21 protein-coding genes and 1 tRNA gene are annotated in these 22,552 nt (G+C 54.6%); 6 read left to right on the top strand and 16 right to left on the bottom strand.

The window, feature by feature from the left end:
• Nucleotides 1-811 precede the first annotated feature (811 nt).
• The 13 genes from ACM615_RS08265 to rutA all read right to left on the bottom strand — a co-directional run bounded on the left by ACM615_RS08265 (nt 812) and on the right by rutA (nt 14,318).
• Entirely contained in the window at nt 812-1,672 is an 861-nt protein-coding gene (locus ACM615_RS08265) for a VOC family protein (RefSeq protein ID WP_431011755.1), read from the bottom strand.
• Nucleotides 1,665-2,774 (bottom strand): alkylhydroperoxidase domain protein, encoded by a 1,110-nt coding sequence (locus tag ACM615_RS08260; protein ID WP_431011754.1) that lies wholly within the window; start codon nt 2,772-2,774, stop codon nt 1,665-1,667. Before ACM615_RS08260 ends, ACM615_RS08265 begins: the two co-directional genes overlap by 8 nt.
• A complete protein-coding gene (locus tag ACM615_RS08255) occupies nt 2,771-3,832 on the bottom strand; it encodes a putative FMN-dependent luciferase-like monooxygenase (RefSeq protein ID WP_112291223.1) in 1,062 nt (353 codons plus the stop codon). Before ACM615_RS08255 ends, ACM615_RS08260 begins: the two co-directional genes overlap by 4 nt.
• 40 nt (nt 3,833-3,872) lie before the next feature.
• Nucleotides 3,873-5,492 carry a dipeptide ABC transporter ATP-binding protein gene (locus tag ACM615_RS08250; protein WP_431011753.1) on the bottom strand — a complete coding sequence of 540 codons (1,620 nt, stop codon included), beginning with the start codon at nt 5,490-5,492 and terminating at the stop codon, nt 3,873-3,875.
• The gene (locus tag ACM615_RS08245; protein ID WP_112291220.1) at nt 5,489-6,352 is read right to left on the bottom strand and encodes an ABC transporter permease; all 864 of its coding nucleotides are present in this window, start codon (nt 6,350-6,352) and stop codon (nt 5,489-5,491) included. The genes ACM615_RS08250 and ACM615_RS08245 overlap by 4 nt, the downstream gene beginning before the upstream one ends.
• The gene (locus tag ACM615_RS08240) at nt 6,349-7,308 is read right to left on the bottom strand and encodes an ABC transporter permease (protein ID WP_113878311.1); all 960 of its coding nucleotides are present in this window, start codon (nt 7,306-7,308) and stop codon (nt 6,349-6,351) included. Before ACM615_RS08240 ends, ACM615_RS08245 begins: the two co-directional genes overlap by 4 nt.
• Nucleotides 7,309-7,324: 16 nt before the next feature.
• Nucleotides 7,325-8,965 (bottom strand): TIGR04028 family ABC transporter substrate-binding protein, encoded by a 1,641-nt coding sequence (locus ACM615_RS08235; RefSeq protein ID WP_431011752.1) that lies wholly within the window; start codon nt 8,963-8,965, stop codon nt 7,325-7,327.
• Nucleotides 8,966-9,220: 255 nt separating this feature from the next.
• Complete coding sequence (gene rutG / locus ACM615_RS08230; protein WP_431011751.1) at nt 9,221-10,567, bottom strand: pyrimidine utilization transport protein G; 1,347 nt, start codon at nt 10,565-10,567, stop codon at nt 9,221-9,223.
• A 34-nt stretch (nt 10,568-10,601) separates the two neighbouring features.
• Nucleotides 10,602-11,189: an NADH-dependent FMN reductase RutF gene (rutF, locus tag ACM615_RS08225; RefSeq protein WP_431011750.1), complete on the bottom strand. Its 588-nt coding sequence runs from the start codon at nt 11,187-11,189 to the stop codon at nt 10,602-10,604.
• A 32-nt stretch (nt 11,190-11,221) separates the two neighbouring features.
• Complete coding sequence (rutD, locus tag ACM615_RS08220; protein WP_113878314.1) at nt 11,222-12,022, bottom strand: pyrimidine utilization protein D; 801 nt, start codon at nt 12,020-12,022, stop codon at nt 11,222-11,224.
• Nucleotides 12,023-12,064: 42 nt separating this feature from the next.
• Nucleotides 12,065-12,451 (bottom strand): pyrimidine utilization protein C, encoded by a 387-nt coding sequence (gene rutC, locus ACM615_RS08215; RefSeq protein WP_129638446.1) that lies wholly within the window; start codon nt 12,449-12,451, stop codon nt 12,065-12,067.
• Between the two features lie 26 nt (nt 12,452-12,477).
• Nucleotides 12,478-13,230 (bottom strand): pyrimidine utilization protein B, encoded by a 753-nt coding sequence (rutB, locus tag ACM615_RS08210; protein WP_205951095.1) that lies wholly within the window; start codon nt 13,228-13,230, stop codon nt 12,478-12,480.
• Entirely contained in the window at nt 13,227-14,318 is a 1,092-nt protein-coding gene (gene rutA / locus ACM615_RS08205) for a pyrimidine utilization protein A (RefSeq protein ID WP_095921289.1), read from the bottom strand. Before rutA ends, rutB begins: the two co-directional genes overlap by 4 nt.
• A gap of 411 nt (nt 14,319-14,729) precedes the next feature.
• Here rutA and rutR point away from each other — a divergent pair, with 411 nt between their 5' ends.
• The 4 genes from rutR to ACM615_RS08185 all read left to right on the top strand — a co-directional run bounded on the left by rutR (nt 14,730) and on the right by ACM615_RS08185 (nt 17,494).
• A complete protein-coding gene (gene rutR, locus ACM615_RS08200) occupies nt 14,730-15,419 on the top strand; it encodes an HTH-type transcriptional regulator RutR (protein WP_112291207.1) in 690 nt (229 codons plus the stop codon).
• 10 nt (nt 15,420-15,429) lie between these two features.
• On the top strand, nt 15,430-16,419 hold the full coding sequence (locus tag ACM615_RS08195; RefSeq protein WP_129638447.1) for a metal-dependent hydrolase: 990 nt from the start codon (nt 15,430-15,432) through the stop codon (nt 16,417-16,419).
• A 177-nt stretch (nt 16,420-16,596) separates the two neighbouring features.
• Entirely contained in the window at nt 16,597-16,974 is a 378-nt protein-coding gene (locus tag ACM615_RS08190) for a DUF2778 domain-containing protein (protein ID WP_129638448.1), read from the top strand.
• Nucleotides 16,955-17,494, top strand: coding sequence for a hypothetical protein (locus tag ACM615_RS08185; RefSeq protein WP_129638449.1), 540 nt, complete (start codon nt 16,955-16,957; stop codon nt 17,492-17,494). Before ACM615_RS08190 ends, ACM615_RS08185 begins: the two co-directional genes overlap by 20 nt.
• A 156-nt stretch (nt 17,495-17,650) precedes the next feature.
• Here the strand turns inward: ACM615_RS08185 and cycA are convergent, their stop codons facing one another.
• A complete protein-coding gene (cycA, locus tag ACM615_RS08180) occupies nt 17,651-19,051 on the bottom strand; it encodes a D-serine/D-alanine/glycine transporter (protein WP_431011749.1) in 1,401 nt (466 codons plus the stop codon).
• Nucleotides 19,052-19,422: 371 nt separating this feature from the next.
• On the opposite strand from cycA, the gene ACM615_RS08175 reads away from it, so the two are divergent.
• A tRNA-Lys gene (locus ACM615_RS08175) sits at nt 19,423-19,498 on the top strand.
• Between the two features lie 283 nt (nt 19,499-19,781).
• Here the strand turns inward: ACM615_RS08175 and ACM615_RS08170 are convergent.
• Nucleotides 19,782-20,030 carry a hypothetical protein gene (locus ACM615_RS08170; protein ID WP_120506137.1) on the bottom strand — a complete coding sequence of 83 codons (249 nt, stop codon included), beginning with the start codon at nt 20,028-20,030 and terminating at the stop codon, nt 19,782-19,784.
• Between the two features lie 227 nt (nt 20,031-20,257).
• Between ACM615_RS08170 and ACM615_RS08165 the strand changes: the two genes are divergently transcribed.
• The gene (locus ACM615_RS08165) at nt 20,258-20,677 is read left to right on the top strand and encodes a hypothetical protein (protein WP_113878321.1); all 420 of its coding nucleotides are present in this window, start codon (nt 20,258-20,260) and stop codon (nt 20,675-20,677) included.
• Between the two features lie 56 nt (nt 20,678-20,733).
• Here the strand turns inward: ACM615_RS08165 and ACM615_RS08160 are convergent, their stop codons facing one another.
• Nucleotides 20,734-22,500, bottom strand: a complete 1,767-nt coding sequence (locus ACM615_RS08160) for a sensor domain-containing phosphodiesterase (RefSeq protein WP_129638450.1) — start codon at nt 22,498-22,500, stop codon at nt 20,734-20,736.
• Nucleotides 22,501-22,552 lie beyond the last annotated feature (52 nt).

Genomic DNA, 22,552 nt, shown 5'->3' with positions numbered 1-22,552 from the left:
TTGATTGCAAATTTTTAACATATTGGGGGATTAAATCAAGAGATTAAAAAGGATAAGAGATAACAGAAAGATCTAAGGTCAAGGTTAAGACCGTGGGGGTCGGCCCACACCGATCACAAATTCAACACCTTGGGCTCGCCGCCCAAACTGGCCTTAAGGTCGTGGGCGTCGGCCCACACCGACAAGACCTTGGGTTGCCACCCAAACTGGCCTCAAGGTCGTGGGCGTCGGCCCACACCGACCAGACCTTGGGTTGCCACCCAAACTGGCCCTAAGAGGCGCCTATCGCCGCGCCTCTTAGGAATCTCCGGCTCTTTCACTGCGCGCTCCGCTCGCTGGCTATGTTTCAGGTATCGCAGCGACAGGCTGGAAATCTTGCCGCTGCGCGGTCCCTTCATTTCGGGATTGCAGCCTTGGGTCTGCAACCTCTCATTCAGCAAGATTTCTGAATCGCCCGCACGATCTTAAATTCAAAGACAGATTGTTTTCATCTTTTAGAAAAGTTGACTGGCGTGATTAAAATTCAGCTGAACGGAGCGGCTTCAAGACCTATGGCTTGAAGACCGAGAGAAGGCAGTGCGAAGCACCTGGATTTGCGCCACTCACTGATGCAACAGGACATGTCCCTTTTGCCCGCGATAGCGCGCAGTGTAAAAAGCGCGGAGTCCAGAGGCCCGCGCGTTACCGGGTCTCTGGTCGGTGTGGGCCGACGCCCACGACCTTGAGGCCAGTTTGGGTGGCAACCCAAGGTGTTGACCTGGGTGGCAACCCAAGGTTTTGTCGGTGTGGGCCGACGCCCACGACCTTGACCTTATTCCTCGCTGAATTTAAGCGCGACCCCTAGCCCGTCCGCTGCCCGGACAGACACGAGATCAACGTCATCCCTGAATGTAATTTCCCCGACCCGCAAACTATTCCGTACTGCCTCCAGCGATCGGGTGGCGAATTCCAGTCCGACCATCCGCGCGCTGCCGTTTTCGCCTTCCGGCACAATGCCGAATTCAGCGGTGGCTTGCTCCGGCGTGATAAACCGGACGGTGGCGCGACCCGCGCGCAGGGCCACTTCCTGCGGTCTGATCTCCAGTGCAGCGGCACCAAATAACTCGCCATAGACTTTTGCGGCGTCCTGCGGATTTGCTGCAGAAATCACGAAGCTGGTGATATCAGCCACGGCGTTCGGGTGGTTTTGCCATTCGTTGCGCCACACCAGTTCCGGCGTCAGGTGATGACAGAAGAAACTGCGGCCATTCGGTACGCGGCTGGCGGCCAGCGGTACGGTACGGAAACGCGCATTCGGCGAGGTGCCATCGTTGAGCGCCACAGGGCGGAAGAATTCTGCCGGTGCGGAACCCGCAATGTTTTGCTGTTGCAGATGTTCGTACACCGCCGATGAATTCTGCGTTTTCCACACCAGACCGGTCAGGCCAAGCGGCGCCTGCCACAGGTCTTTGCGGGTGTGCGCGTTGCCCAGCTCAAAGCCGAGCAGTTCCAGATAGTTTTCGCCGAAAATCGCCAGATGATTACTGGATCCCAGCGAGTGATGGCCACGCGGCGTGAGATGGAATCCCAGACGGCGAAACTGCTGCCCGGCCTGATCCAGTTGTTCGGCGACGTTGATCACCACGTGATCAAGCTGCGGGCGAAGGGGCTGCGGATGTTGAGCTTCAGTCATTAAACGGTTCTCCCAGCGTTAACATCAGACGGTTTGCCCAGGCGAAGAACGCCGCAGACTGCGCCAGATCGACAATCTCAAGTTCGTCTAAACCCTGTTCGCGCAGCGCCGCAATGTGCTGCGCAGTGGCGACCGGCGGGGTAGCGGAAAGCGCGGCGGCGAAATCAATTTCGGCCTGCCAGCGCGGGGATTGTTCTTTGCTGAGAATGCCGCCCGGCGGGGTGTCGATCAGGCGCTGGACATCTTCCGTCTGTTTGGAAAGCTGGCTGGCTTTGCGCGAATGCACCGATGCGCAGTAAATACAGCCGTTGATTTTGCTGGCGACGGTGGCGGCCAGTTCGCGCTCTTTGCGCGGCAGCCCGCCGGAAGTGTAGAAAATTCCTTTGTCGGTCAGCGTGCGCTGTTCGAGCACCGGCAGATTACGGCCTAACAGGCGGAAATAGTCGGAATTCGTATGACCGAATTTCGCCAGGATCGCCTGCTGGGCTTCATCAAATTCTTCCAGCTTTTTCGCCGGTATCCACGGCTCCCAGCCCAGTTCTTCCTGGGTAAAGGCCTGTGGTGCATCGCGGCCGCTGTGGGTATTCGGTTCGGTGCGCCAGAACGCGGCACCGACAGGTTTATTGCTGCCGTTCTCTACCGGCTTGCCACCAATCAGCCGGTAGCTGCGCAGCACACGGCTCTGGAAACTGACGAAAGCGATCAGTTGCGACAGTGTGAGAATCGCATCTGCCGACCAGCCAGCTTTTTTCAGTGCCTGCAAATGCGCCGGCGTCGCGCTGGCAGGTTTGAAACTCAGGCGTTCACCGTGCGTCAGCGCAGCGTCGAGACGGGCAGTTTCGTCGATGTCGGGCAAGTCCTGCAAACGTTCGGAATAGTGGTTAGTCAGTTGCGAATCGCCATGCCAGCGCGCGACGTTTTGCGCTAACCGCAGGCGTTCAGCCAGTGAAAAATCCACGCCATCCTGTTCGGTAAACAGCGCGTCATAGCTGCCCTGTGCGTGACGGGTTGCGGCATCACGCGTGTCGCGAGCCTGTTTCAGCGCCGAGTCCGGGGCGATGTCAGCCAGCTTTTCCAGCAGGTCGGTCGAATAGGTAGTCATAGGGCTTCCCTTGAGAATGAGGAGTCGGCAGCGGAGGTGGAAACACGGCGTTGCGGCGTGCGGCGAACCCAGCCGAGCGCGGGCGCAACGTGACGGGCAATCAGTTCGATAGAACGTAAAATGTAAGGGTGCGGCGGATCGATGGAATGCACCTGAAACGCCAGATCGGTGACACGTGCCAGCGCAGTATCGGCCTGCAATGTCGCGGTGACCTGTGCCGCCGTGCCGAGATGCACGTCGAAAGCGCGGATGTAATCGTCCAGCGTATCGCCTTTCACAATCTGCCCGCTGGCGCGGTGGTTTTCGGCCTGACGGCGTAAACCTTTTTGCGCCAGTTCACGGGCTTCATCGCCGTTTTCAGTGACGAATGCGGTACGCGATCCCATGATGCGCGGCGTCACGCCTTCCGGCAGTGCATCCAGATAGGCATCGATAATCGGGTTTTGCAGTTCATCGAGACGTAAATCTGGCGCATCTTGCGGACGTGGCTGGGTGCGCGAAAGCATCAGGCCGTCACCGGATTTACCGGCACGTGCGCCGCCGTCCACCGAGAACGTCGCCTGCCAGACGCGGTTCGCCAGTTGCGGAGCGGCCGGATATAAACGGTTATCGGTGCCCGCCAGCGGTTCGCCGCGCCAGGCGGTGAGCAGGGTTTGCAGATTGTTGCCAAAGGCCTTGCCGCGATCCTGACTTTCCAGCCCGAACGGCGGGAATGACGTCGGCGTACCGCCCGAGCCTAAACCGATTTCAAGCCGTCCGCCGGAAAGTAAATCCAGCACGGCGGTGTCTTCGGCAACGCGCAATGCGTTTTCCATCGGCAGCGTGATCACGCCGGTGCCGAGACGGATAAAGCGGGTATGCGCTGCCACCTGCGCGAGGAAAACCAGCGGCGCAGGCAGGCCGCCTTCGGCCTCGTGAAAATGGTGCTGCGCGACCCACGCGGAATCAAAGCCTAACTGTTCGGCGTGAATAATTTGCTCGGTCGCCAGCCGGTAACGTTCCTGCGCGCTGGTGTTGTCCAGCAGGCGGGTGAAGAATCCAAGACGTTTACTGCTCATAATGTCCCTCTTTTTTCTGTACGGACGTTCATGTACGGGTTCAGGCGGCGCGGTGGCGGCCGGGTATGGCGTCAATCAGCTGGCGGGTGTAATCGCTGGAAGGCAGGGCGAAAACGTCTTCCACGTCGCCGGAATCTACCTGCTGTCCGCGGTTTAACACCGAGACGCTGTGCGAGATTTGCCGGACGGTTGCCAGGTCGTGCGAGATAAACAAATAGGTCAGGCCGAGTGAATCCTGTAACTGCGAAAGCAATGTCAGGATTTGCGCCTGCACGGTGACGTCGAGCGCCGACGTCGCTTCATCAAGGATCAGCACTTTCGGCTCTAAAATTAATGCGCGTGCTATCGCCACCCGCTGGCGCTGCCCGCCGGACAGCTCACGCGGTTTGCGGCTGAGTAATTCTTCCGGCAGCGCCACGCGGCGGGCGATATCCAGCACCCGTTCACGGCGCACGGCAGCGGGAATTTTTTCGAAATTCAGCAGCGGTTCTTCAATCACTTTGAACAGCGTTTGCGACGGATCCAGCGAGGCGAACGGGTTCTGATACACCAGCTGGATTTTCCTGCGCAGCTGACGCAAGGCTTCGCCTTTCAGGCGCGTGATGTCTTCGCCGTCAATCAGCACACGTCCGCTGTCCGGTTTCTGAAAACCGAGCAGAATGCGTGCCAGCGTGGTTTTTCCGGAGCCGGATTCGCCGACCAGCGAATGCGTAGTGCCGCGCGGAATACTAAATGACACCTGATCTACAGCGCGGAACGCCGCCTGGTTTTTGCCCCCCAGCGTGAAATCATGGGTGATGTTTTCGACCACCAGCACCGGATCTTCCGCCGTGCGAAGTTGCGCGCGGTGGCGGCCGGAAAGGGCAGGGACATCGGCGAACAGCTGGCGGGTATAATCACTTTTCGGCGCAACCAGCACCTCGCGGGTGATGCCCTGTTCCTGCACTTTGCCGTGACGGAACACCAGTAACCGGTCGGCGCGTTCAGCGGCAATCGCTAAATCATGTGTCACCAGCAACACGGCAGTACCAAATTCGCGACGCAGCTCGTCGATCAGATCCAGAATGCGTTTTTGCACCGTGACATCCAGTGCGCTGGTCGGCTCATCGGCGATGATCAGCGCCGGTTGCAGGGCAATCGCGATGGCGATCAATACGCGCTGTTTCATGCCGCCGGAAAGTTCATGCGGATACTGTTTAGCCCGCTGTTCAGGATGTGACAGGCCAACGCGGGAAAGCAGCTCCACCACGCGGGCGTCGCGCTGCGCACGCGGCAGCCGCTGATGGATATCAAGAATTTCCGCTACCTGCGAACCGATGGTTTTCACCGGATCCAGCGAACTGGTCGGATCCTGCGGTATCAGGCTGATGCGCGCGCCGCGCAGGGCATCCAGACGGCGCTGCGACCACTGGCTGATGTCCGTGCCGTTCAGGCGAATTTCGCCCTGTTCGATATGACCGTTCTCCGCCAGCAGGCCAATAATCGCCTGTGCGGTGGTGGTTTTCCCTGAGCCGGATTCGCCGACCAGCGCCAGCACTTCTCCGGCGTTAATCGTAAACGATACGTTATGCACCACCGGTTTGCCGTCGTAGGCAATTGATACGTTTTCCAGTTCGAGAACCGGCGGAGCGTCATGCGTAAAAGTGGCCTGTGCGTTCATCGCGTTCTCCTGCGTAATGACTGGCTGATGCGGTTGGCGGAAAGCACCACTAACACCACGACCACGCCGGGGAAGGTGGTCAGCCACCAGGCTGTGGAAATGTAGTTACGGCCTTCGGCAATCAGTAACCCCCATTCCGGCGTCGGCGGTGGCGTGCCGTAACCGAGAAAACTCAGGGTGGAAATCGCCAGAATGGCACTGCCGAACTGCAGTGCGGAAAAGGCAATCACCGAGGTCAGCGAGTTGGGCAAAATGTGTCGCCACAAAATGGAGAAAAAGGAACCGCCGCTGCCATACGCCGCTTCGACGTAATCGCTGTGACGCACCAGCACCACTTCAGCACGTGCCAGTCTGGCGAAGTTGGCAACCGACGTCACACCGACGGCAATCGCCGCATGAACCGTGCCGAAACCAAGCAAAATAATCACGCTCAGCGACAGCAGCAGGCCGGGGATGGACAGCAATACGTCGTTGATGCGCATGACAATGGCATCCACCAGACCGCCGCTGGCACCGGCCGCGAGACCGAGTGCGGTGCCGAATACCAGCCCGAGCGCCACGGCGACCAGCGCGCCGGAAAGTGAATGCGATGCGCCGTAGACAATCCGTGCGTACACATCGCGGCCAAGCTGATCCGTGCCCAGCCAGTGTCCGGCCTGCGGAGCGAGCCGCTGCGCACCGGCAATCCCTTCGGTGCCGCTGTAATCCGTAAATAAACCAGGCGCAATTGCCCACAAAATGACGGTAGCCATCACCAGCCACGCCAGGATTAATCCCGGTTGCAGGCTGGCCGGTTTCCAGCGGCGGCGCTGTGTGAGCGGCAATGAAAGCGTACTTTTGCCAAGCGGTAAGCTGCTCATGCGGTGGCTCCCCGTGAGTTTTTAGAAGCAGAAGCTTTAAGGCGCGGATCGAGTAACGGATACAGCAAATCGACCAGTAAATTGATGCCGACAAAGGCGGCGGCGGAAATCACCACAATCGCCTGCAATACCGCGACATCCTGATTGTTGACTGCCTGCTGGGTCAGTTGTCCGAGGCCGTTAAGACCGAAGACAGTTTCGGTGATCAGTGCTCCCGCAATCAGTTCGCCGAACAGCAAACCGGCAATGGTCAGCGCCGGAAGCAGGGCGTTGCGTGCCACATGTCGCCACAACACGCCGCTGCGGCTGGCGCCTTTGGCGCGGGCGACGGCGACGAACGGTTGGGTTTGCACCTGATCAATGCTGCGGATGAGGATCTGCGCCAGCGGCGCGGAAATCGGCACCGCCAGCGTGATAATCGGCAAAATCAGCCCGACCCATTCGCCCGGATTGATCACCGGGATCCAGCGCAGGTGGAACGAAAAGAACTGAATCAGCGCGATGCCCAGCCAGAAGGTGGGAATGGAAATAAACAGCGACGGCACTGCCTGTAAGGCGTTTTTCAGCCAGCCGAAATGCAGCAGGCTGGAAAGAAATGCCAGCGCAAAGGCCACCACGGCGGCCAGTGCGAAACCAATCAGTGCCAGACGCAGCGTCGGCGGAAAGTTGCTGCTGAGTAATTCGGTGACCGGTACGCCAGCCTGAATCGAATAGCCCAGATCCCCGCGCAGGAAATTACCCAGCGTATGCAGATATTGTTGCCAGACCGGCACATCGGCGCCGTACGCAGCGCGCATATCGGCAATCTGCGCCGGGCTTAATCCCATGTCCGGGTTCTGGAATTTAATCAGAATCGCATCGCCGGGCAGCACCTGCAACAAGATGAAGGAGACGGTAAACGCCGCCCACAGCACCAGCAATGCCTGCCCGAATCGACCGCTTACGTATCGGCTCATGATTGACTCCCGTCTGTTAATGCTTTTCCAGCCAAGCGCCATAGAAGCTCGGACGCCCGACCGCTTCAAAGCTCACGCCTTTGAAATATGGCGCACCGGCAAACACCTGCGGCTCTTCGAAAATTGGAATCACGTATGCCTGATCGAGCAGGTAGTTCTGCACGTCGCCGGTCAGTGCCAGACGTTTTTTCGGATCGACTTCGGCAGAGATCGCGGTCAGCAGATCGTTGAGTTTGTCGTCGCGGAAGCTTTTCACCTTGCTGCTCAGGCCACCTTTTTGCAGCAGCGCATCGCGGTTAGTCGGGTAGAAGGAGCTTTTAATCACGTCCGGATCGGCACGTCCGACTTCCACCACGTTGGCCGGGGTTTTCTCAGGATCGAGGTTATCCGCCACTCGGCTGCCCGCATCGCCCGCCAGAATATTCAGCTTCGCGCCGACCTGGCTCCACTGCTGAGAAACCAGCTGCAACACTTCTTTGTTCTGCGGTTGTGGCAGGGATTCATAAATAGTCAGCGACAGCGTTTTGCCGTCTTTCTGGCGTATGCCGTTCGGACCCGGTTTCCAGCCCGCTTCATCCAGCAGCTTTTTGGACAGCGTCGGGTCGTAAGTCAGTTTGTTACTCAGATCGACATAACCGGCCGCCGTTTTGGCAACCACAGACGTGGCCTGCGGATAGTTTGGCGAGAACAGCGTGTCGACAACCTGTTTGCTGTTGGTGGCGTGCAGCAGCGCCTGACGCACTTTCAGATCTGACACCAGCGCGTTGTCCGGACGGAACGAAATGCTGTCGTTAACGCCTTTGGTCGGCGCGGCATAAATCGGGAAGTTCTGATCTTTAGCCTGTTTCTCGTCATAGGCCTGAACCTGACGGATGAAATCAGCCTGACCCGCCAGCAGCGCGCCGATACGCACGCTGTCTTCGCCGGTGACGATCACTTTGATGCCGTCAAGATTGGCGCGACCCTGCTGTTTGAGGTTTTTCGGCCCCCAGTTGTAATCCTTCCGCGCCGTCAGATCGACTTCACGCCCCAGCGTTTCTTTGCTGACCACGAACGGGCCGGAACCGATGATGTGCGTGGCGTCGCCCAGCGCATCAAAGTTACGATCCAGCGTGCTCAGCGACACCAGACCGGAGCCAATCGTCGCAGTGCCTTGCAGGAAACCCGGTGAGGATTTTTTGAAATAGAACTTCACGGTCAGCGGATCAACCACTTCGCTGTGGTCGTAATTGTTGATGACTTCGGAAACCGGCAGGTGATGCGCTTTATTGCCCAGACCGTAAGTATCAAAGTTTTTGGCGACCGCGCTGGCGTCCAGCGGCGTGCCGTCGGAGAAGGTCACGCCCGGACGCAGCTTGAATGTGTATTCGGTTTTATCGGCATTGAAAGACCAGGATTCGGCGATCCACGGCTCAATTTCCAGCGTCTTCGGATTCTGATAGGTCAGTTTATCGGTGATCTGATTCAGTATGCCGCCGTTGGGATAGAAGCCGCCTGCGGGCGGATACAGGTTAGTGTGCGCCTGTTGCTCGAGATAAATCAGGGTGCCGCCCTGAACCGGTGTGCCGTCAGCGGCGATGGCGGAAAACGTGCTGGTGAGAAGTGCCCCTAAAGCCAGTGCGCGGGTAACCGCGTTAATCCGGCGAATGTTCTTCATCGTTAAACCCTTTTTCTTATTTGGTGTGATGGCAGGTGAATGACTTATGCGTTCTTAGAACGAAAGTGCTGAGCCCATAACAAACCAATTTAAGGGGGAGGTGAACGAAGGAATTTTGCAATCGTTAGCTGGAAACGGCATTAGGGAAAATGGGCGGGAGGCAGAAAGAAAAAAACCAGCGGCTAATCCGGACGGGTGGACCGGATAACCGCTGGCGATCATCAAAAATGATGAGCTAAGGAGAAACTGAGGTCGTCAGTGATCTTTTAATGCAGCTTCTGTGCCAGTTTTTATTTCAGGCTGTGTTTTTACCTGTTTGCTGCGGCTCAGGAAGGCATTCAGCAGAATCGCACCGAAGGTCGTCGTGCCAATGCCGCCCATGCTGAAACCGCCCAGGCTCAGGGTAAAGTTGCCTGCGCCCAGTACCAGCGTGACCGCCACCATGATCAGATTGCCGTTAAGTCCCAGATCCACCTGATTTTGTACCCAGATACGCGCACCGGCCACGGCGATTAATCCAAACACCACAATCGACGCGCCACCGAGTACCGGCCCCGGAATGGTGTGGATCAGTGCACCAAATTTGGGCGAGAAGCCCAACACGATGGCAACGAGGGCGGCGGCGACAAAAATCAGCGTGGAGTAGATTTTAGTTACGGCCATCACGCCGATGTTTTCTGCGTAAGTGGTGACGCCGGTACCGCCCGCCGAGGCGGAAAGTAAGGTCGCCAGACCGTCACCGACAAAGGCGCGACCCATGTAGGGATCCAGGTTTTTGCCGGTCATGCCAGCCACCGCTTTAATGTGGCCGAGGTTTTCAGCCACCAGAATTACCGCGACCGGTGCAATCATCAGCATGGCGTGAGAGCTGAATACCGGCGTGGTGATGGCCGGCACGCCAAACCATGGCGCTTGTGCCACGGCGCTGAAATCCACCGGAGTACCGAGCCCGAGTCCGTTAGTGATCACCATGTAAATCAGATACGCCGCCACCAGCCCGAGCAGCAGCAAAAGACGTTGCACCAGACCGCGGGTGAACACCGCCACCGAGCCGATACACAGCACGGTCATCACCGCCATCCAGCTGTCGAATGAAGAAGCCGATACGCTGTTAATGGCAATCGGCGCGAGGTTCAGGCCGATCGCCATCACCACCGCACCGGTGACGACCGGCGGCATCAGGCGTTCAATCCAGCGCGTGCCGACCGCCATCACCACAAAACCGATCAGTGTATAAACCACGCCGCAGGCAATAATACCGCCCAGCGCCACGCCGATATTCGGGTTGGCGCCATGGCCGCTGTAGCCGGTCACCGCGATTACCAGCCCGACAAACGCAGCGCTGGAACCGAGATAACTGGGCACACGCCCGCCGACGACCAGGAAGAACAGTAAGGTGCCGATGCCCGACATCAAAATCGCCATGTTGGCGTCAAAACCCATCAGCAAGGGCATTAAGACGGTGGCACCAAACATTGCCACCGTATGTTGCAGACCCATGATCACTGTCGATCCGAACGGCAGTCGTTCATCCGGTGCGATCACCGCGCCATCCAGATTGCCTTCTCTTTTACGCCATTGTGGAAACCAGGTATTTGCCATGCACGACCCTTACTAAGTTGAGAGGATTGAGTTATCAGGCTATCTGACGCATCAGCGGGTGATAGCGCCGGTCGAAATACACCAGTCCGTGGCTGTCGTCGTTGCGTCGCAATGCAACGGCTTCACAAATCAGGATGTCATGGGTGCCGACGCGGGTGATTTGTGTGACTTTGCAGTCAAACGACACCAGCGCGTCGGTGAGGATGGGCGAACCTGTGGCGAGGCGCGCCCATTCGGCGGCGTCAAAGCGTTGTTCCATTGGCGTTTTTCCGCCGAATAAATTGGACAGTGACTCATGACAATCAGCCAGCGTGTTTACGCACAGCACCTGATTTTGCGTAAACGCTGAATGCACGGATGCTGAGCGGTTCAGGCACACCAGCAATGTCGGCGGCGTATCGGTCACGCTGCACACTGCAGAGGCGGTGAAACCTGCACGTCCGCCGGGGCCGTCGGTAGTGATGATATTGACGGCAGAACCGAGCCGCGCCATCGCATCGCGATACTCTTGTTTTTCAACGGCGGCTTGTTTTTCAACGACGGCCTGTTTTTCAACAACGACTTGTTTTTCAACGACGGGCATATCGGTCGCAGACAATGTGGCGTTCAGGGCTGATTGCATGGTCATGTCCTCAGAGGTTTTATCCGTACTCATTAGCGGGTGGCGGTATGTTGCGCTGAATGCCGCCGCAGCCAGTCCAGTAAAATCGGGTTAAAGGTTTCCGGGTCGGTCACGCTCATGGCATGGCCGCCGTACAGCATTTGTGTGTGTTCGCCCTGGGGCAGGCGGGAAGCCAGATCCACCGACCGCGACCACGGCACCAGCAAATCGTCTTTAGCGCTGAAGGCCAGCGTCGGGGCTATCACCTGGTCCAGGCTGTCCGTCAGGTCTGAATCCATCAGTGCCTGCAAGCGGTGCAGCAGGTTTTCCATTCCCTGAAAATGCGCCACCTGATGCTGGCGCTCTTCCTGCAATAACGCCTCATGTTCAGAAAGCCAGTCACCCGGATACAGAAACAGCGGTTGCGCCTGCACATAGGCATCCACGCCGCTGTTGAGCAGCAGATTCTGCCGCACTTCAAAACAGCGCCGCGTCTGGCTGTCGAGCTTCGTCCAGCCGTTAATCACCACCAGACTTTGCAGCAATGCCGGATATCGCAGGGCAAGATGCAGGCCGATAATGCCGCCGAGAGCGTGACCGACCAGATGACAGCGGCTGATTTCCAGCTCGTTGAGCATGCCTGCCAGCTCATCGGCCATGTCTTCCATGCGGTAACCGGCGGGCACCGTGCCCTGACTGACGCCGGTACCGTGCTGGTCGTAAACCACTACACGAAAATGTTCCGCGAGCATCGCCAGCTGTGGCTGCCAGAAGCCGCCGGAACCGCCGAGGCCGGAAGAAAGCACGACGGTTTCTGCATCAGCATTTTTCTTACCCAGTATCTTGTAATACATGCTGCTACCTCAGGGAGTTCAGGACAGGTTCCATCGCACGGATTATTTGCCGATATGGGCGATGGACGCGATTTCGATCAGCGCATCCGGTTTCACCAGCCCGCACTGAATGCAGAAACGTGCCGGTTTTTCTCCCGGAAAATATTCGGCATACACCTGATTCACTGCGCCGTAATTTGCCCAGTCGGTGATGAAAATCGAGTTCATAGTGACGTCATCCATGGTGCCGCCTGCGGTTTCGATCACGCTTTTGATGATCTCCAGCACATGACGGGTTTGCGCAGCGGCATCGCCGACATGCACCACGTTATTGTCTTTATCAAACGGCAGGGTGCCGGAAACATACACCACGCCATCGGCGAGAGTGCCCGGAACAAAAGGTGCCAGCGGAACGCCGCTGCCAGCCGGAATAATGGCGCTTTTAGACATCGTTAATCGTCCTTTTCAGAAAGCGGTCAGGCCGCGTTTTGTTCAGTTTTGTAGCCCACGGCGTCGCAGAAATTGCGCACGCTGGAGACCCAGCCAAAGAAGGTTTCGATGTTATAAATCGCGGCTTTTTGCGCGAATTCAGGTCCGGCCTGATGGGTGGCGTCTTCCAGCACCACGCCGAAATATTCGAGGAAGAAACCGTCGCGCAGGGTGGATTCGACGCAGACGTTGGTGGCGATGCCGGTGAACACCAGATGATGAATACCGTAACTGCGCAGCAGGCTGTCGAGCTGGGTATTGAAGAAGCCGCTGTAGCGCGGTTTGGGTAACACAATGTCGCCAGACTGCGGTTGCAGTTCGTCCACCAGGTCATAATCCCAGTCGCCTTTTGCCAGCAGTTTACCCATCAGTTCCGGGCGCTTGCGCATGGTTTTCAGCGCATTGGATTTGTGGAAGTTCGGCGAACCGGCACCGCCAGCTTCGACATACTGGTTGTCCCAGCCGTTCTGGAAGAAAATCACTTTGATACCGGCGGCACGGGCGGCAGCAATCGCCACTTTGATATTGGCAATCACCGGCGCGGTGGCGGAAACATCAAAACCGGCCAGATCCAGATAACCGCCCTGTGAGGCATAGGCGTTTTGCATATCCACCACAATCAGCGCCGTTTGCTGCGGCGTGAAAGCAATGGCTTCAGGACGTGCTGTGAGGATCGTTTCCTCGCCGGTATTTTGGGGTTCGCGGCGGACCACAGTTTGATTCTCAACAACGTTCATCATGCGACCTCTTTTTGCTCAGTGCCGATGTGCTGGCGGGTTTTCATTAATGGCTGGATGTAACGGCCGAAGTTTTCAATGCCTTGCACAAAATCATCAAAGGTCAGCAGCACGCCGCCTGCGCCGGGCACGGTGTCGATTTCGTCGAGCATTCTGGCGACGCTGGCGTAAGAACCCACCAGTGTGCCCATGTTGATATTGACCGCCGAAGTCGGGTCAGCCATCTGGCGGACGTTGGTATCGGCGCCGGATTTGGTGTCTTTGCTGCTCTGATCGGTGAGCCACGCCAGCGCATCGGCGTCGGCACCGTCTTTATATAACTCCCATTTGGCACGGGCAGCGGCATCGGTTTCGTCGGCAATCACCATAAACAGGACATAAGAGGACACGTCGCGGTTTTCAGCTTCTGCCGCCGTTTTCATGCGCGCAGCGGTTGGCGCAAAGGCGGTCGGCGTGTTAACGCCTTTACCGAAGCAGAAGTTGAAGTCGGCGTGTTTGGCGGAGAACGCCATACCGGCATCGCTCTGGCCGGCGCAGATCACTTTCATTTCGCTCTGCGGACGCGGGCTGACGCGGCAGTCGTCCATTTTGAAGAATTCGCCGTCGAGCGTGCAGTGGCCGGTGCCCCACAGGTCGCGCAGAACGCTGACGTATTCGGTCAGGTAGTCATAGCGGCGGGTGAAATAGTCGTCGCCCGGCCACATGCCCATTTGTTCGTATTCTGGTTTCTGCCAGCCGGTGACGACATTCACGCCGAAACGGCCATTAGAAATTGAGTCGATAGTCGCCGCCATGCGGGCCACGATCGCCGGAGGCATCACCAGCGTGGCGGCGGTGGCGTAAAGCTGGATGCGGGAGGTCACGGCGGCAAGACCGGCCATCAGCGTGAATGACTCCATGTTGTGTTCCCAAAATTCGGTTTTGCCACCGAAGCCGCGCAGTTTGATCATCGACAGCGCGAAATCGAAATGGTAGTGCTCCGCTTTCTGCACGATGGTTTTGTTCAGTTCGAAGGTCGGTTTGTACTGCGGCGCAGTTTCTGAAATTAACCAGCCGTTGTTGCCGATAGGAATAAAGACACCGATTTTCATAGCTCACCTCGATTGAAAATAATAAGTACCAAAACAAGGGCTTGCGAAAATCTCTGCGCGGCTTGAGTGCGTCCTGCGGGTTCCGAATTGCACCGTGCTGAAATCTCCTGACGGAAAGGTTATTGCAAAGCGGATGCCAGTTTTTAAATCATGATGATTATCAGCAGGTTAAAAATGAGTCTGGATGCATGGTGGAGCAAACGGTCTGTTTCAGACCATCTGGTCAAAAATAACTGCACGTTTATCAGGCAGGATTGAGCGTAAATGGTGCAGAATTGTTAATTTTATAATCCTTAATGGTTACGCATTAATATTGTCAGTGTTACTTCCATCATCGGGATGCATAGCGATAGTCGCCTGTAGCGCCATTTGCTATGATTTCAGCCTTGCCGTTTGTCTCAGGGAGACGTTGTGAAGCCATTGGTCGAACCTCCGCAGCCTGCCGCCGGAGAGAAAAAATCCCGTCAGACGGCGGCGAAAACCCCGTCGCGTCGCTCGCGGGCGGTCGCTGCCAAGCGCGGCAATATCATGGCGGCGGCGCTGGAATTCTTTTCGTTGTACGGCATTCATGGCACCAGTCTGGATCAGGTTGCCGAGCGCGCCGACGTGTCCAAAACCAACCTGCTGTATTACTTCCCGTCAAAAGAAGATTTGTATATCGCGGTACTGAAAGGGCTGCTGGATATCTGGCTGGCGCCGCTGAAAGCATTGCAGTCTGATCAGCATCCGCTGGAAGCGATACGTGAATATATCCGCCTGAAACTGTGTGTATCCCGTGACCATCCGCAGGCATCGCGGCTGTTTTGTCTGGAGATGGTGCAGGGCGCGCCGTTACTGAAACAGGAACTGGGCGGGAGTTTGAAAACGCTGGTGGAAGATAAATCGGATGTTATTCGCGGCTGGATCAAAGATGAGCTGATCGCGCCGGTTGATCCGATGCAGCTGATTTTTATGTTGTGGGCAACCACCCAGCATTATGCGGACTTTGGCGTACAAGTTGAGGCTATCACCGGTAAAACGCTCAGCGATCCTGAGTTTTTTGAACAGACGGTGAATAACGTGCAGCACATTATTACCGAAGGCATTCAGCTTCGGGCTTAAAGAGGTCAGGATGGATTCGGTTTCTCAGTTAGTATTGGGCGCGGCGGTCGGTATCGCGGTGATGGGCAAACGCGCGCCGGTGTGGAAATCCGCGCTGGCCGGGGCAGTCTGCGGCACGTTGCCCGATCTGGATGTGTTTTACGATCACGGTGACGCCATCAGTAATATGACGATGCACCGCACTGAAACTCATGCGCTGTTGTATCTGACGTTGATTTCACCGCTGCTGGCCTGGCTGATGGCAAAACTGCTCAGCGGCGGGCGGCATTTCAAACACTGGTGGGGCGCGGTCTGGCTGGCGCTGATCACCCATCCGCTGCTGGACTTAATGACCGTTTACGGTACGCAGCTCGGATTACCTTTCACAAACTATCCGTTTGCGGTCGGCAGCATTTTCATCGTCGATCCGCTGTATACCTTACCGCTGATCATCGGCGTCGGGCTGGCGCTGTACCGCGAGCAACAGCGCGGGATCACGTGGAATAACGTGCTGCTGGGGGTGAGTTGTTTGTATCTGGCCTGTACCGCCTTCGAGCAACATCAGGTGACGCGCCATGTTGGCGAGGAATTACAACGCCAGAACATCGAAAGCACGCAGGTGCTGGTCACGCCGACGCCGCTCAATTCGCTGGTGTGGCGCGTGGTGGTGATGAATAAGGACAGCTACGGCGAAGGGTTTACCTCGCTGCTGCATCCGGATTCACCGATCCGCTTCCGCTTTTATCCGCGCGGCGATGCGTTATACGAGGCGCATAAAGATAATGCGTTTCTGGCGCGCGTCGCCTGGTTCAGCCACGGTTTCTTCAGCGTAAAAGAGCAGGGTGGCCACATTCTGGTCAGCGATTTACGCATGGGACAGGAACCGGATTACACCTTTGTGTTTGATCTCGGCGAAATGAAACCCGGTATGCCGCCAGAACTGCCGGTGAAAGTGGCATCCGCCAGACCGTCCGCCAGAAAAATGCTGGATCAGTTCTGGCAGGCGCTGGAAGTGGAGTAATTCGCAGTAAGGTGAAAGGAGCCGGGTGGCGGATGCCAGTCACTTAAGGAAATGAGGCCCGTGAATTCGGGCCTTCAATGAAGCAAACAGTACTGCAAGTCTGATTCCTGCGTTACTTAGAAGCACAGAAATGAATTTGTATTCATAAATGGCTTAATTAAACGGTTGGCATCAGGCATGAACCCCATTCCCGCAGGAAATTATTATATTGTTGAAAGGCCAAAGGGTAGTATCAAAAATAGAATAAGAGCCTGGGGCGTGGATACTTATAAAAGCACATTCTATTATCACGTTGACCATAGTGAATGGTTTGCTTTATATCGAGACGATATGTTAACAGATGATGGGACTATGATTGAAGGCGTGGGACGCGGCGGTTTCAGGTTGCACCCTGGGCAAATATCTGAAGTATGTATCACACTGGCTCATCATTGTGATTTCGCAATGCTGAGAGACGCTTTATTGCGGACAACCATGGTAGAAGTCCCTTGTATGAAGCATTTAATGGCATATGGAACAATTGAGGTAATCGCCAATGGCAGCATATGTTCTTAAAGGACTGCGGGTTTTGGGGTTTCTGACTCTATTCTTTATCAGTTCGAAAATTTACTTTTTTATCTATGGTGATACAGCCATATTAAATGGAAATACAGCATTTCAGGTCGCTGGATTTTTCAACAATAATCCTACGCCAGAAGATGTTTATGCAATCTCAGACTATGCAGTGCTGGTTATCAATATTATCGTGGCAATTGTTGTGTATTCTGTTGGTATAAATTTAATTCCAATCAAAAGTTTATTAGGTAAGGGTTTTTCTCAGCACATTGCGAGCATAGCGAAAGGGATAGCACTCAGGATTTTGAAGGTGGTTTCAGTGATTGGCCTTTTCGCGCTGTTCGTTTGTTGCATCGATTATGACCGATTTGTCTCGCCTGACGCGGAATATGGTCCTGCATTGGTATTTGCAATTACAACCTTTCTTACACTGATGAGTTATGGTTTGTTCGTTTATATGTTGCGTAGGTTAATGAAAAAAAAGAGGCCTGAGCCTGCTGCCAGTCACTTAAGGAAATGAGGCCCGTGAATTCGGGCCTTCAATGAAGCAAACAGCACTACAAGCCTGATTCCTTCGTTCCTCAGAAGCACAGAAAGAATTTGTATTCATAAATGTGCTTAAGTGACGGGTATTAGCCAGGTGGCTCTTTTTTCAATCCCTTCTTATATCAATCATTCAGACTTTGCGGCTGCGGCAGCGCAACCAATAACCAATCCCCAGCACCACAAACCACAACGGCGTGACGAGAAGCGCCTGACGGGTGTCATCCTGCAAGGTCAGCAGCACCAGAACGAAGGTAAAGAATGCCATACAGACCCAGCACATCAGTTTACCGAGTGGCATTTTGTAGATGGATGCTTCGTGCAACTGAGGGCGTTGACGGCGATAGACCAGGTAAGAGCAAAGAATGATGGTCCAGACGAACATAAACAGAATCGCCGAAACGGTCGTGACCAGCGTGAAGACCGTCACCACGTTTGGGATTAGGTAAATCAGCACCACACCGCCGAGCAGGCAGATGCAGGAGAAGGTCAGGCCGTTTGACGGCACCGCGCGGGAAGAGAGTTTACCGAACGCTTTCGGCGCATTGCCTTCCTGTGCCAGACCAAACAACATGCGGCTGGTGGAGAACACGCCGCTGTTAGCGGAAGAGGCCGCCGAAGTCAGCACCACAAAGTTGATAATGCTCGCCGCCGCGGGAAGACCTGCCAGCACGAACAGTTCAACAAACGGGCTTTTATCCGCAACTACGTGGCTCCACGGTGTGACGGACATAATCATGATCAGCGAGAACACGTAGAACATGATGATGCGCAGCGGAATGGCATTAATCGCGCGCGGCAGGGACTTCTGCGGATCTTTGGTTTCGGCGGCAGTAGTGCCCACCAGCTCGATTCCGACAAACGCGAACACCGCTATCTGGAAACCGGCAAAGAAGCCGCTGACGCCTTTCGGGAAGAATCCGCCGTCATTCCATAGATTGCTGAAGGAGGCGACGGTGCCTGCTGGTGTCTGGAAGTGGGTCAGCACCATCACCAGTCCGGCGATAATCAGCCCGACGATGGCGACGATTTTGATCATCGCAAACCAGAATTCCATCTCACCGAACATTTTCACCGTGGCTAGATTCAGGCTGAGCAGCACCAGAACGCAGAGCAGGGAGGCGATCCATTGCGAGAGGCCGGGGAACCAGAATTGTGCGTAGGCGGTAATTGCCACGACATCCGCGATGCCGGTCACCACCCAGCAGAACCAGTAGGTCCAGCCGGTGAAATAGCCAGCCCACGGGCCCAGCAGGTCGGCGGCAAAATCGCTGAAAGATTTGTATTCGAGGTTGGACAATAAGAGTTCGCCCATCGCACGCATGACGAAAAACAGCATAAAGCCGATGATCATGTAGACGAAGATGATGGACGGACCGGCGAGGCTGATGGTTTTTCCCGAGCCCATAAACAGGCCGGTACCGATAGCGCCACCGATGGCGATAAGCTGGATATGGCGGTTGGAGAGATTTCGCCGCAGACCTTCCGCGTTCTCTTCCTCCGGCCGGGCGAGGATTTTTGACTCTTCTTGCATGTTGTATAGATTCCTGTTTTTTGCTTTCTGCGTATGAACTCCGCCATATCGCATTCATTTACGGCAATTATTTGAGCTCTGAGGCTCTTATATCCTCTCAGCTGGAACGACAGCCGGAGTGAGTGATTGTAATAATAATGTTAATTTCGAATATGTTATAACCGAGATGAAAAATGCCAGTCAGGGTAAATGTATCGTAATTTTTACATAGTGGATAACTGAGTGTTAATTAACCAGGCATGAGCCGAAGGGGAAGAATAATACCTTTTTTTGGTGTGATGAGCTTCACAAATATTTACCGGAAAGACGGTAAAAAAAGTAAGGGTAAGCGTTTGACATCATCAGGATAGAGGAGAATAATTCGTCCCGTTGGGTCGTTAGCTCAGTCGGTAGAGCAGTTGACTCTTAATCAATTGGTCGGCGGTTCGAACCCGCCACGACCCACCAACAATTCGCAAGCCCTTGCATTATCTCCTGCAGTTTTAATTCTCCTTTCATTATTACGTAATACGTTCTCCTCCAGACAATATAAGCCAGCGAAAAAATAACGCTTTGTGTTCTCAGAAGGCTTTTGTTCTCAAAAGAAGTCGGTGAAGTTTTTTTTTAAATCAACCAGCAAGTTGGGATTATTTACGCGAGCCTTGAAGGGTGTAAAGACTGAATGATTTTAGAGGAGTCAGGCCCCTGAATGAGGCCAGAATATGTTAGGGCGAGGTGATGCAGGTATATATCAATACATAATTGTCGTATTGGGAGTCTTACCATTCTTTAGCTGTTTTTGCACCCGCATACACAAGCTGAAAATCAGCAGATGAACATGGGTGATAAAAGTACGTTCTTCAGCAAACTGACTGCTGCGTAAAACGACCGTTTCGGATCGGTTCTGTTTGGCAACCAGCAGCTCAATCCCTTTTTCACGAAATTCGTCTTCGTATGCCTTAACTATCCCTGCGGGAGCGATGAGTGTGTAACTGTACATAATCATTCCTGATATTGAGTTGAACATCTGATCGGATAAATCTGATTAAGAATATCAAATACGACCTGATGACTATTAGCAATTCGGGTGATGGTTTTTTATACGGATGTCACAAATCAGCACGACTTTTTAGAAGTACGGACACTTCACCGGTTGCCGGTACAGGTTTTTTGTTGCCCGTTGCGCGCACGCTGCTATCATTCGTTCATAAACTCAGGGAGATAACGATGAAAAAAACACTGGTGGCCTTGGCTGCTTTATTTTTAGCCGGGTGTGCGAGTAATCCTTATGAACCGACGCTTCAGGTTAAATCAACCTACGCGAATGCCAGCGCGGTTGCGCCAGAAGGGCAAACGCATATCCGTTTGCATCGGTTAGAACAATCTTCGATTATTCCGTTTGAGAAGACCTGCCCGCTGCTGGTGATTCTGGACGGAAAGACAATCGCCACTCTGCATTTCAATCAATATGTGGATTTGAATGTGCCAAACGGTATGCGCAAGATTGAAGTGCGGATTGCCTGTGCGCTGACGAAAACCACCGGCTCGATCACGGTCGATGCGAACGGGAAAAACATCAGTCTGGAAACCGACCGTAGTTTCTTCGGAACCTACAATATCCGGCCTGAAGGCAGCACTAATAAGTAATAAAATAAAAAACCCGCGAAAGCGGGTTTTTTATTGTCAGCCATTTATCTGCATTTTCAGATGTACGGTTTGGACCACTCAAGAATCTGATCGTGCTTCAGCGGGCGTGAGAAATAGAAACCTTGCACCGAATCGCACCGAAGCTCTTCCAGACACAACAGGGTATCGTTGTCTTCAACCCCTTCCGCCACCACCTGATAACTGAGCGCATGCGCCATTTCTATCATCGATTTCACAATGACTTTGCTTTTGTTGTCATTGCTGATGCCCTGAATCAATGACTGGTCCAGTTTCAGCGTATCCGCCGGGATTTTTTGCAGGTAATTAAGATTACTGTAACCGGAGCCGAAATCGTCCAGCGCGATGCTGATCCCCATATTGCGTAGTGCATCCAGCGAAGCCACGGCGTGCGGATTATTCGCCAGCGTCTGAGTTTCCAGACATTCGATTTCCAGCATCGAGGGCGATACCTGATGCAGAATCAGCGCGTTGTGAATGCGCTGCACCAGATCCTGCTCTACCAGATTATTGGCGGTGAGGTTAATCGATACCTGAATTTGTGCGCCGCGTTTTTGCCATTCGGCAATTTGCATCACGGCCTGGGTGATCACCCAGTTGGTCAGCGGAGTAATCAGCGGTGTTTTTTCAGCCAGAGGAATAAATTCGGACGGCGAAATCACGCCGAGAGTCGGATGCTGCCAGCGGATCAGCGCTTCAACTCCCTGGAATTTTTTATCGGCCAGACGAATTTTCGGCTGATACAGCAAATGGAAATCTTTGCAGGAGGCAACGGTCGCCATCAGATCATTCAGCAGGTTAAAGGCGCGCCGCTGGATAACATCCGATTCCTGATGATAGGGCATCACCAGCTGGTTTTTGCTGATGGCTTCATGCAATGAGGACATCCCCTGCCGCATGATATTTTCAGCGCAGTCAGAGGTTGGCGAAAACACCGTATAACCGGCATGCAGGCGGACATTTATCGGAATGTCGCTGGTGATACTTTTCTGAATTCTTGTCGCCGCATTTTCCAGCTGAGTGAAGATTTCTTCCTGCTCATCAATGCGCTTGATGAGTGCAAAGCGACCCAGCATCAGGCTGTACACTTTGTCATTTTCGTTGAGTTCACTGCGCAGGAATGAGCCGATATCTTTGAGGATATTTTCGACTTTGGGGATACCAATGGCACGGCCAATGTCATAGGCGTAGAGCGTATCCAGCGTGTCGATCATTATCAGCAGATAAGCGGTATTGTCCGGCGCTTTGATCAGTTGCGCGATGTCTTCCATCAGACGCTGGCGGTTAGGCAATCGCGTAACGATATCGACAAAACTCATGCTGCTGCGGGATTCGATAATGTCGATGACAATCGCCGCCAGATCCGAGAGCATTTCTGTTTCCTGAACGGAAAAGTCGCGGGGATTTTTATCTGCCAGGCATAAGCTGCCGACAGCAAAACCTTCACGGGTAATCAGCGGGGCACCGGCGTAAAAGCGCATCCCTTCTTCACCAGTGACCAGCGGGTTCTCGTTAAAACGGGGATCCAGAGTAGCGTCATTCACCACCATCACAGACGAAGAGCGAATGGTGTAATCGCAAAAGGCGATATCCCGTGCGGTATAACACAGCGCGGTATTGGTTTTAGATTTAAACCACTGACGATGCTGGTCAACCAGAGTAATGATGCAAATTGGAATATCAAAAATCTGCTGAGTGAGACGGGTAATCAGATCAAGGACTTCATCCGGATTGCTGTCAGCAATCTTGAGTTTTTGCAGCGCCGCAAGCCGTTTCTTTTCGTTTGGATTCAGAACCCTTTTCATTCTGTACGACCTCTGATCGCCGAGCTGGACGCGTTTAGTTATGCACTATAGC

It is taken from the genome of Rahnella sp. PAMC25617 (assembly GCF_050606005.1).
In the GTDB taxonomy this organism is placed as follows: Bacteria; Pseudomonadota; Gammaproteobacteria; order Enterobacterales; family Enterobacteriaceae; genus Rahnella; species Rahnella variigena.
Note: the sequence above shows the minus strand (reverse complement) of the source record. Positions and strands in the feature narration are given on the sequence as shown.

Bases quoted from the DNA above. Each gene is read 5' to 3' on its own strand.
- ACM615_RS08265 (WP_431011755.1), bottom strand. From the start codon at position 1,672: ATGACTGAAGCTCAACATCCGCAGCCCCTTCGCCCGCAGCTTGATCAC.
- ACM615_RS08260 (WP_431011754.1), bottom strand. From the start codon at position 2,774: ATGACTACCTATTCGACCGACCTGCTGGAAAAGCTGGCTGACATCGCC.
- ACM615_RS08255 (WP_112291223.1), bottom strand. From the start codon at position 3,832: ATGAGCAGTAAACGTCTTGGATTCTTCACCCGCCTGCTGGACAACACC.
- ACM615_RS08250 (WP_431011753.1), bottom strand. From the start codon at position 5,492: ATGAACGCACAGGCCACTTTTACGCATGACGCTCCGCCGGTTCTCGAA.
- ACM615_RS08245 (WP_112291220.1), bottom strand. From the start codon at position 6,352: ATGAGCAGCTTACCGCTTGGCAAAAGTACGCTTTCATTGCCGCTCACA.
- ACM615_RS08240 (WP_113878311.1), bottom strand. From the start codon at position 7,308: ATGAGCCGATACGTAAGCGGTCGATTCGGGCAGGCATTGCTGGTGCTG.
- ACM615_RS08235 (WP_431011752.1), bottom strand. From the start codon at position 8,965: ATGAAGAACATTCGCCGGATTAACGCGGTTACCCGCGCACTGGCTTTA.
- rutG (WP_431011751.1), bottom strand. From the start codon at position 10,567: ATGGCAAATACCTGGTTTCCACAATGGCGTAAAAGAGAAGGCAATCTG.
- rutF (WP_431011750.1), bottom strand. From the start codon at position 11,189: ATGCAATCAGCCCTGAACGCCACATTGTCTGCGACCGATATGCCCGTC.
- rutD (WP_113878314.1), bottom strand. From the start codon at position 12,022: ATGTATTACAAGATACTGGGTAAGAAAAATGCTGATGCAGAAACCGTC.
- rutC (WP_129638446.1), bottom strand. From the start codon at position 12,451: ATGTCTAAAAGCGCCATTATTCCGGCTGGCAGCGGCGTTCCGCTGGCA.
- rutB (WP_205951095.1), bottom strand. From the start codon at position 13,230: ATGATGAACGTTGTTGAGAATCAAACTGTGGTCCGCCGCGAACCCCAA.
- rutA (WP_095921289.1), bottom strand. From the start codon at position 14,318: ATGAAAATCGGTGTCTTTATTCCTATCGGCAACAACGGCTGGTTAATT.
- ACM615_RS08195 (WP_129638447.1), top strand. From the start codon at position 15,430: ATGGATTCGGTTTCTCAGTTAGTATTGGGCGCGGCGGTCGGTATCGCG.
- ACM615_RS08190 (WP_129638448.1), top strand. From the start codon at position 16,597: ATGAACCCCATTCCCGCAGGAAATTATTATATTGTTGAAAGGCCAAAG.
- ACM615_RS08185 (WP_129638449.1), top strand. From the start codon at position 16,955: ATGGCAGCATATGTTCTTAAAGGACTGCGGGTTTTGGGGTTTCTGACT.
- cycA (WP_431011749.1), bottom strand. From the start codon at position 19,051: ATGCAAGAAGAGTCAAAAATCCTCGCCCGGCCGGAGGAAGAGAACGCG.
- ACM615_RS08170 (WP_120506137.1), bottom strand. From the start codon at position 20,030: ATGTACAGTTACACACTCATCGCTCCCGCAGGGATAGTTAAGGCATAC.
- ACM615_RS08165 (WP_113878321.1), top strand. From the start codon at position 20,258: ATGAAAAAAACACTGGTGGCCTTGGCTGCTTTATTTTTAGCCGGGTGT.
- ACM615_RS08160 (WP_129638450.1), bottom strand. From the start codon at position 22,500: ATGAAAAGGGTTCTGAATCCAAACGAAAAGAAACGGCTTGCGGCGCTG.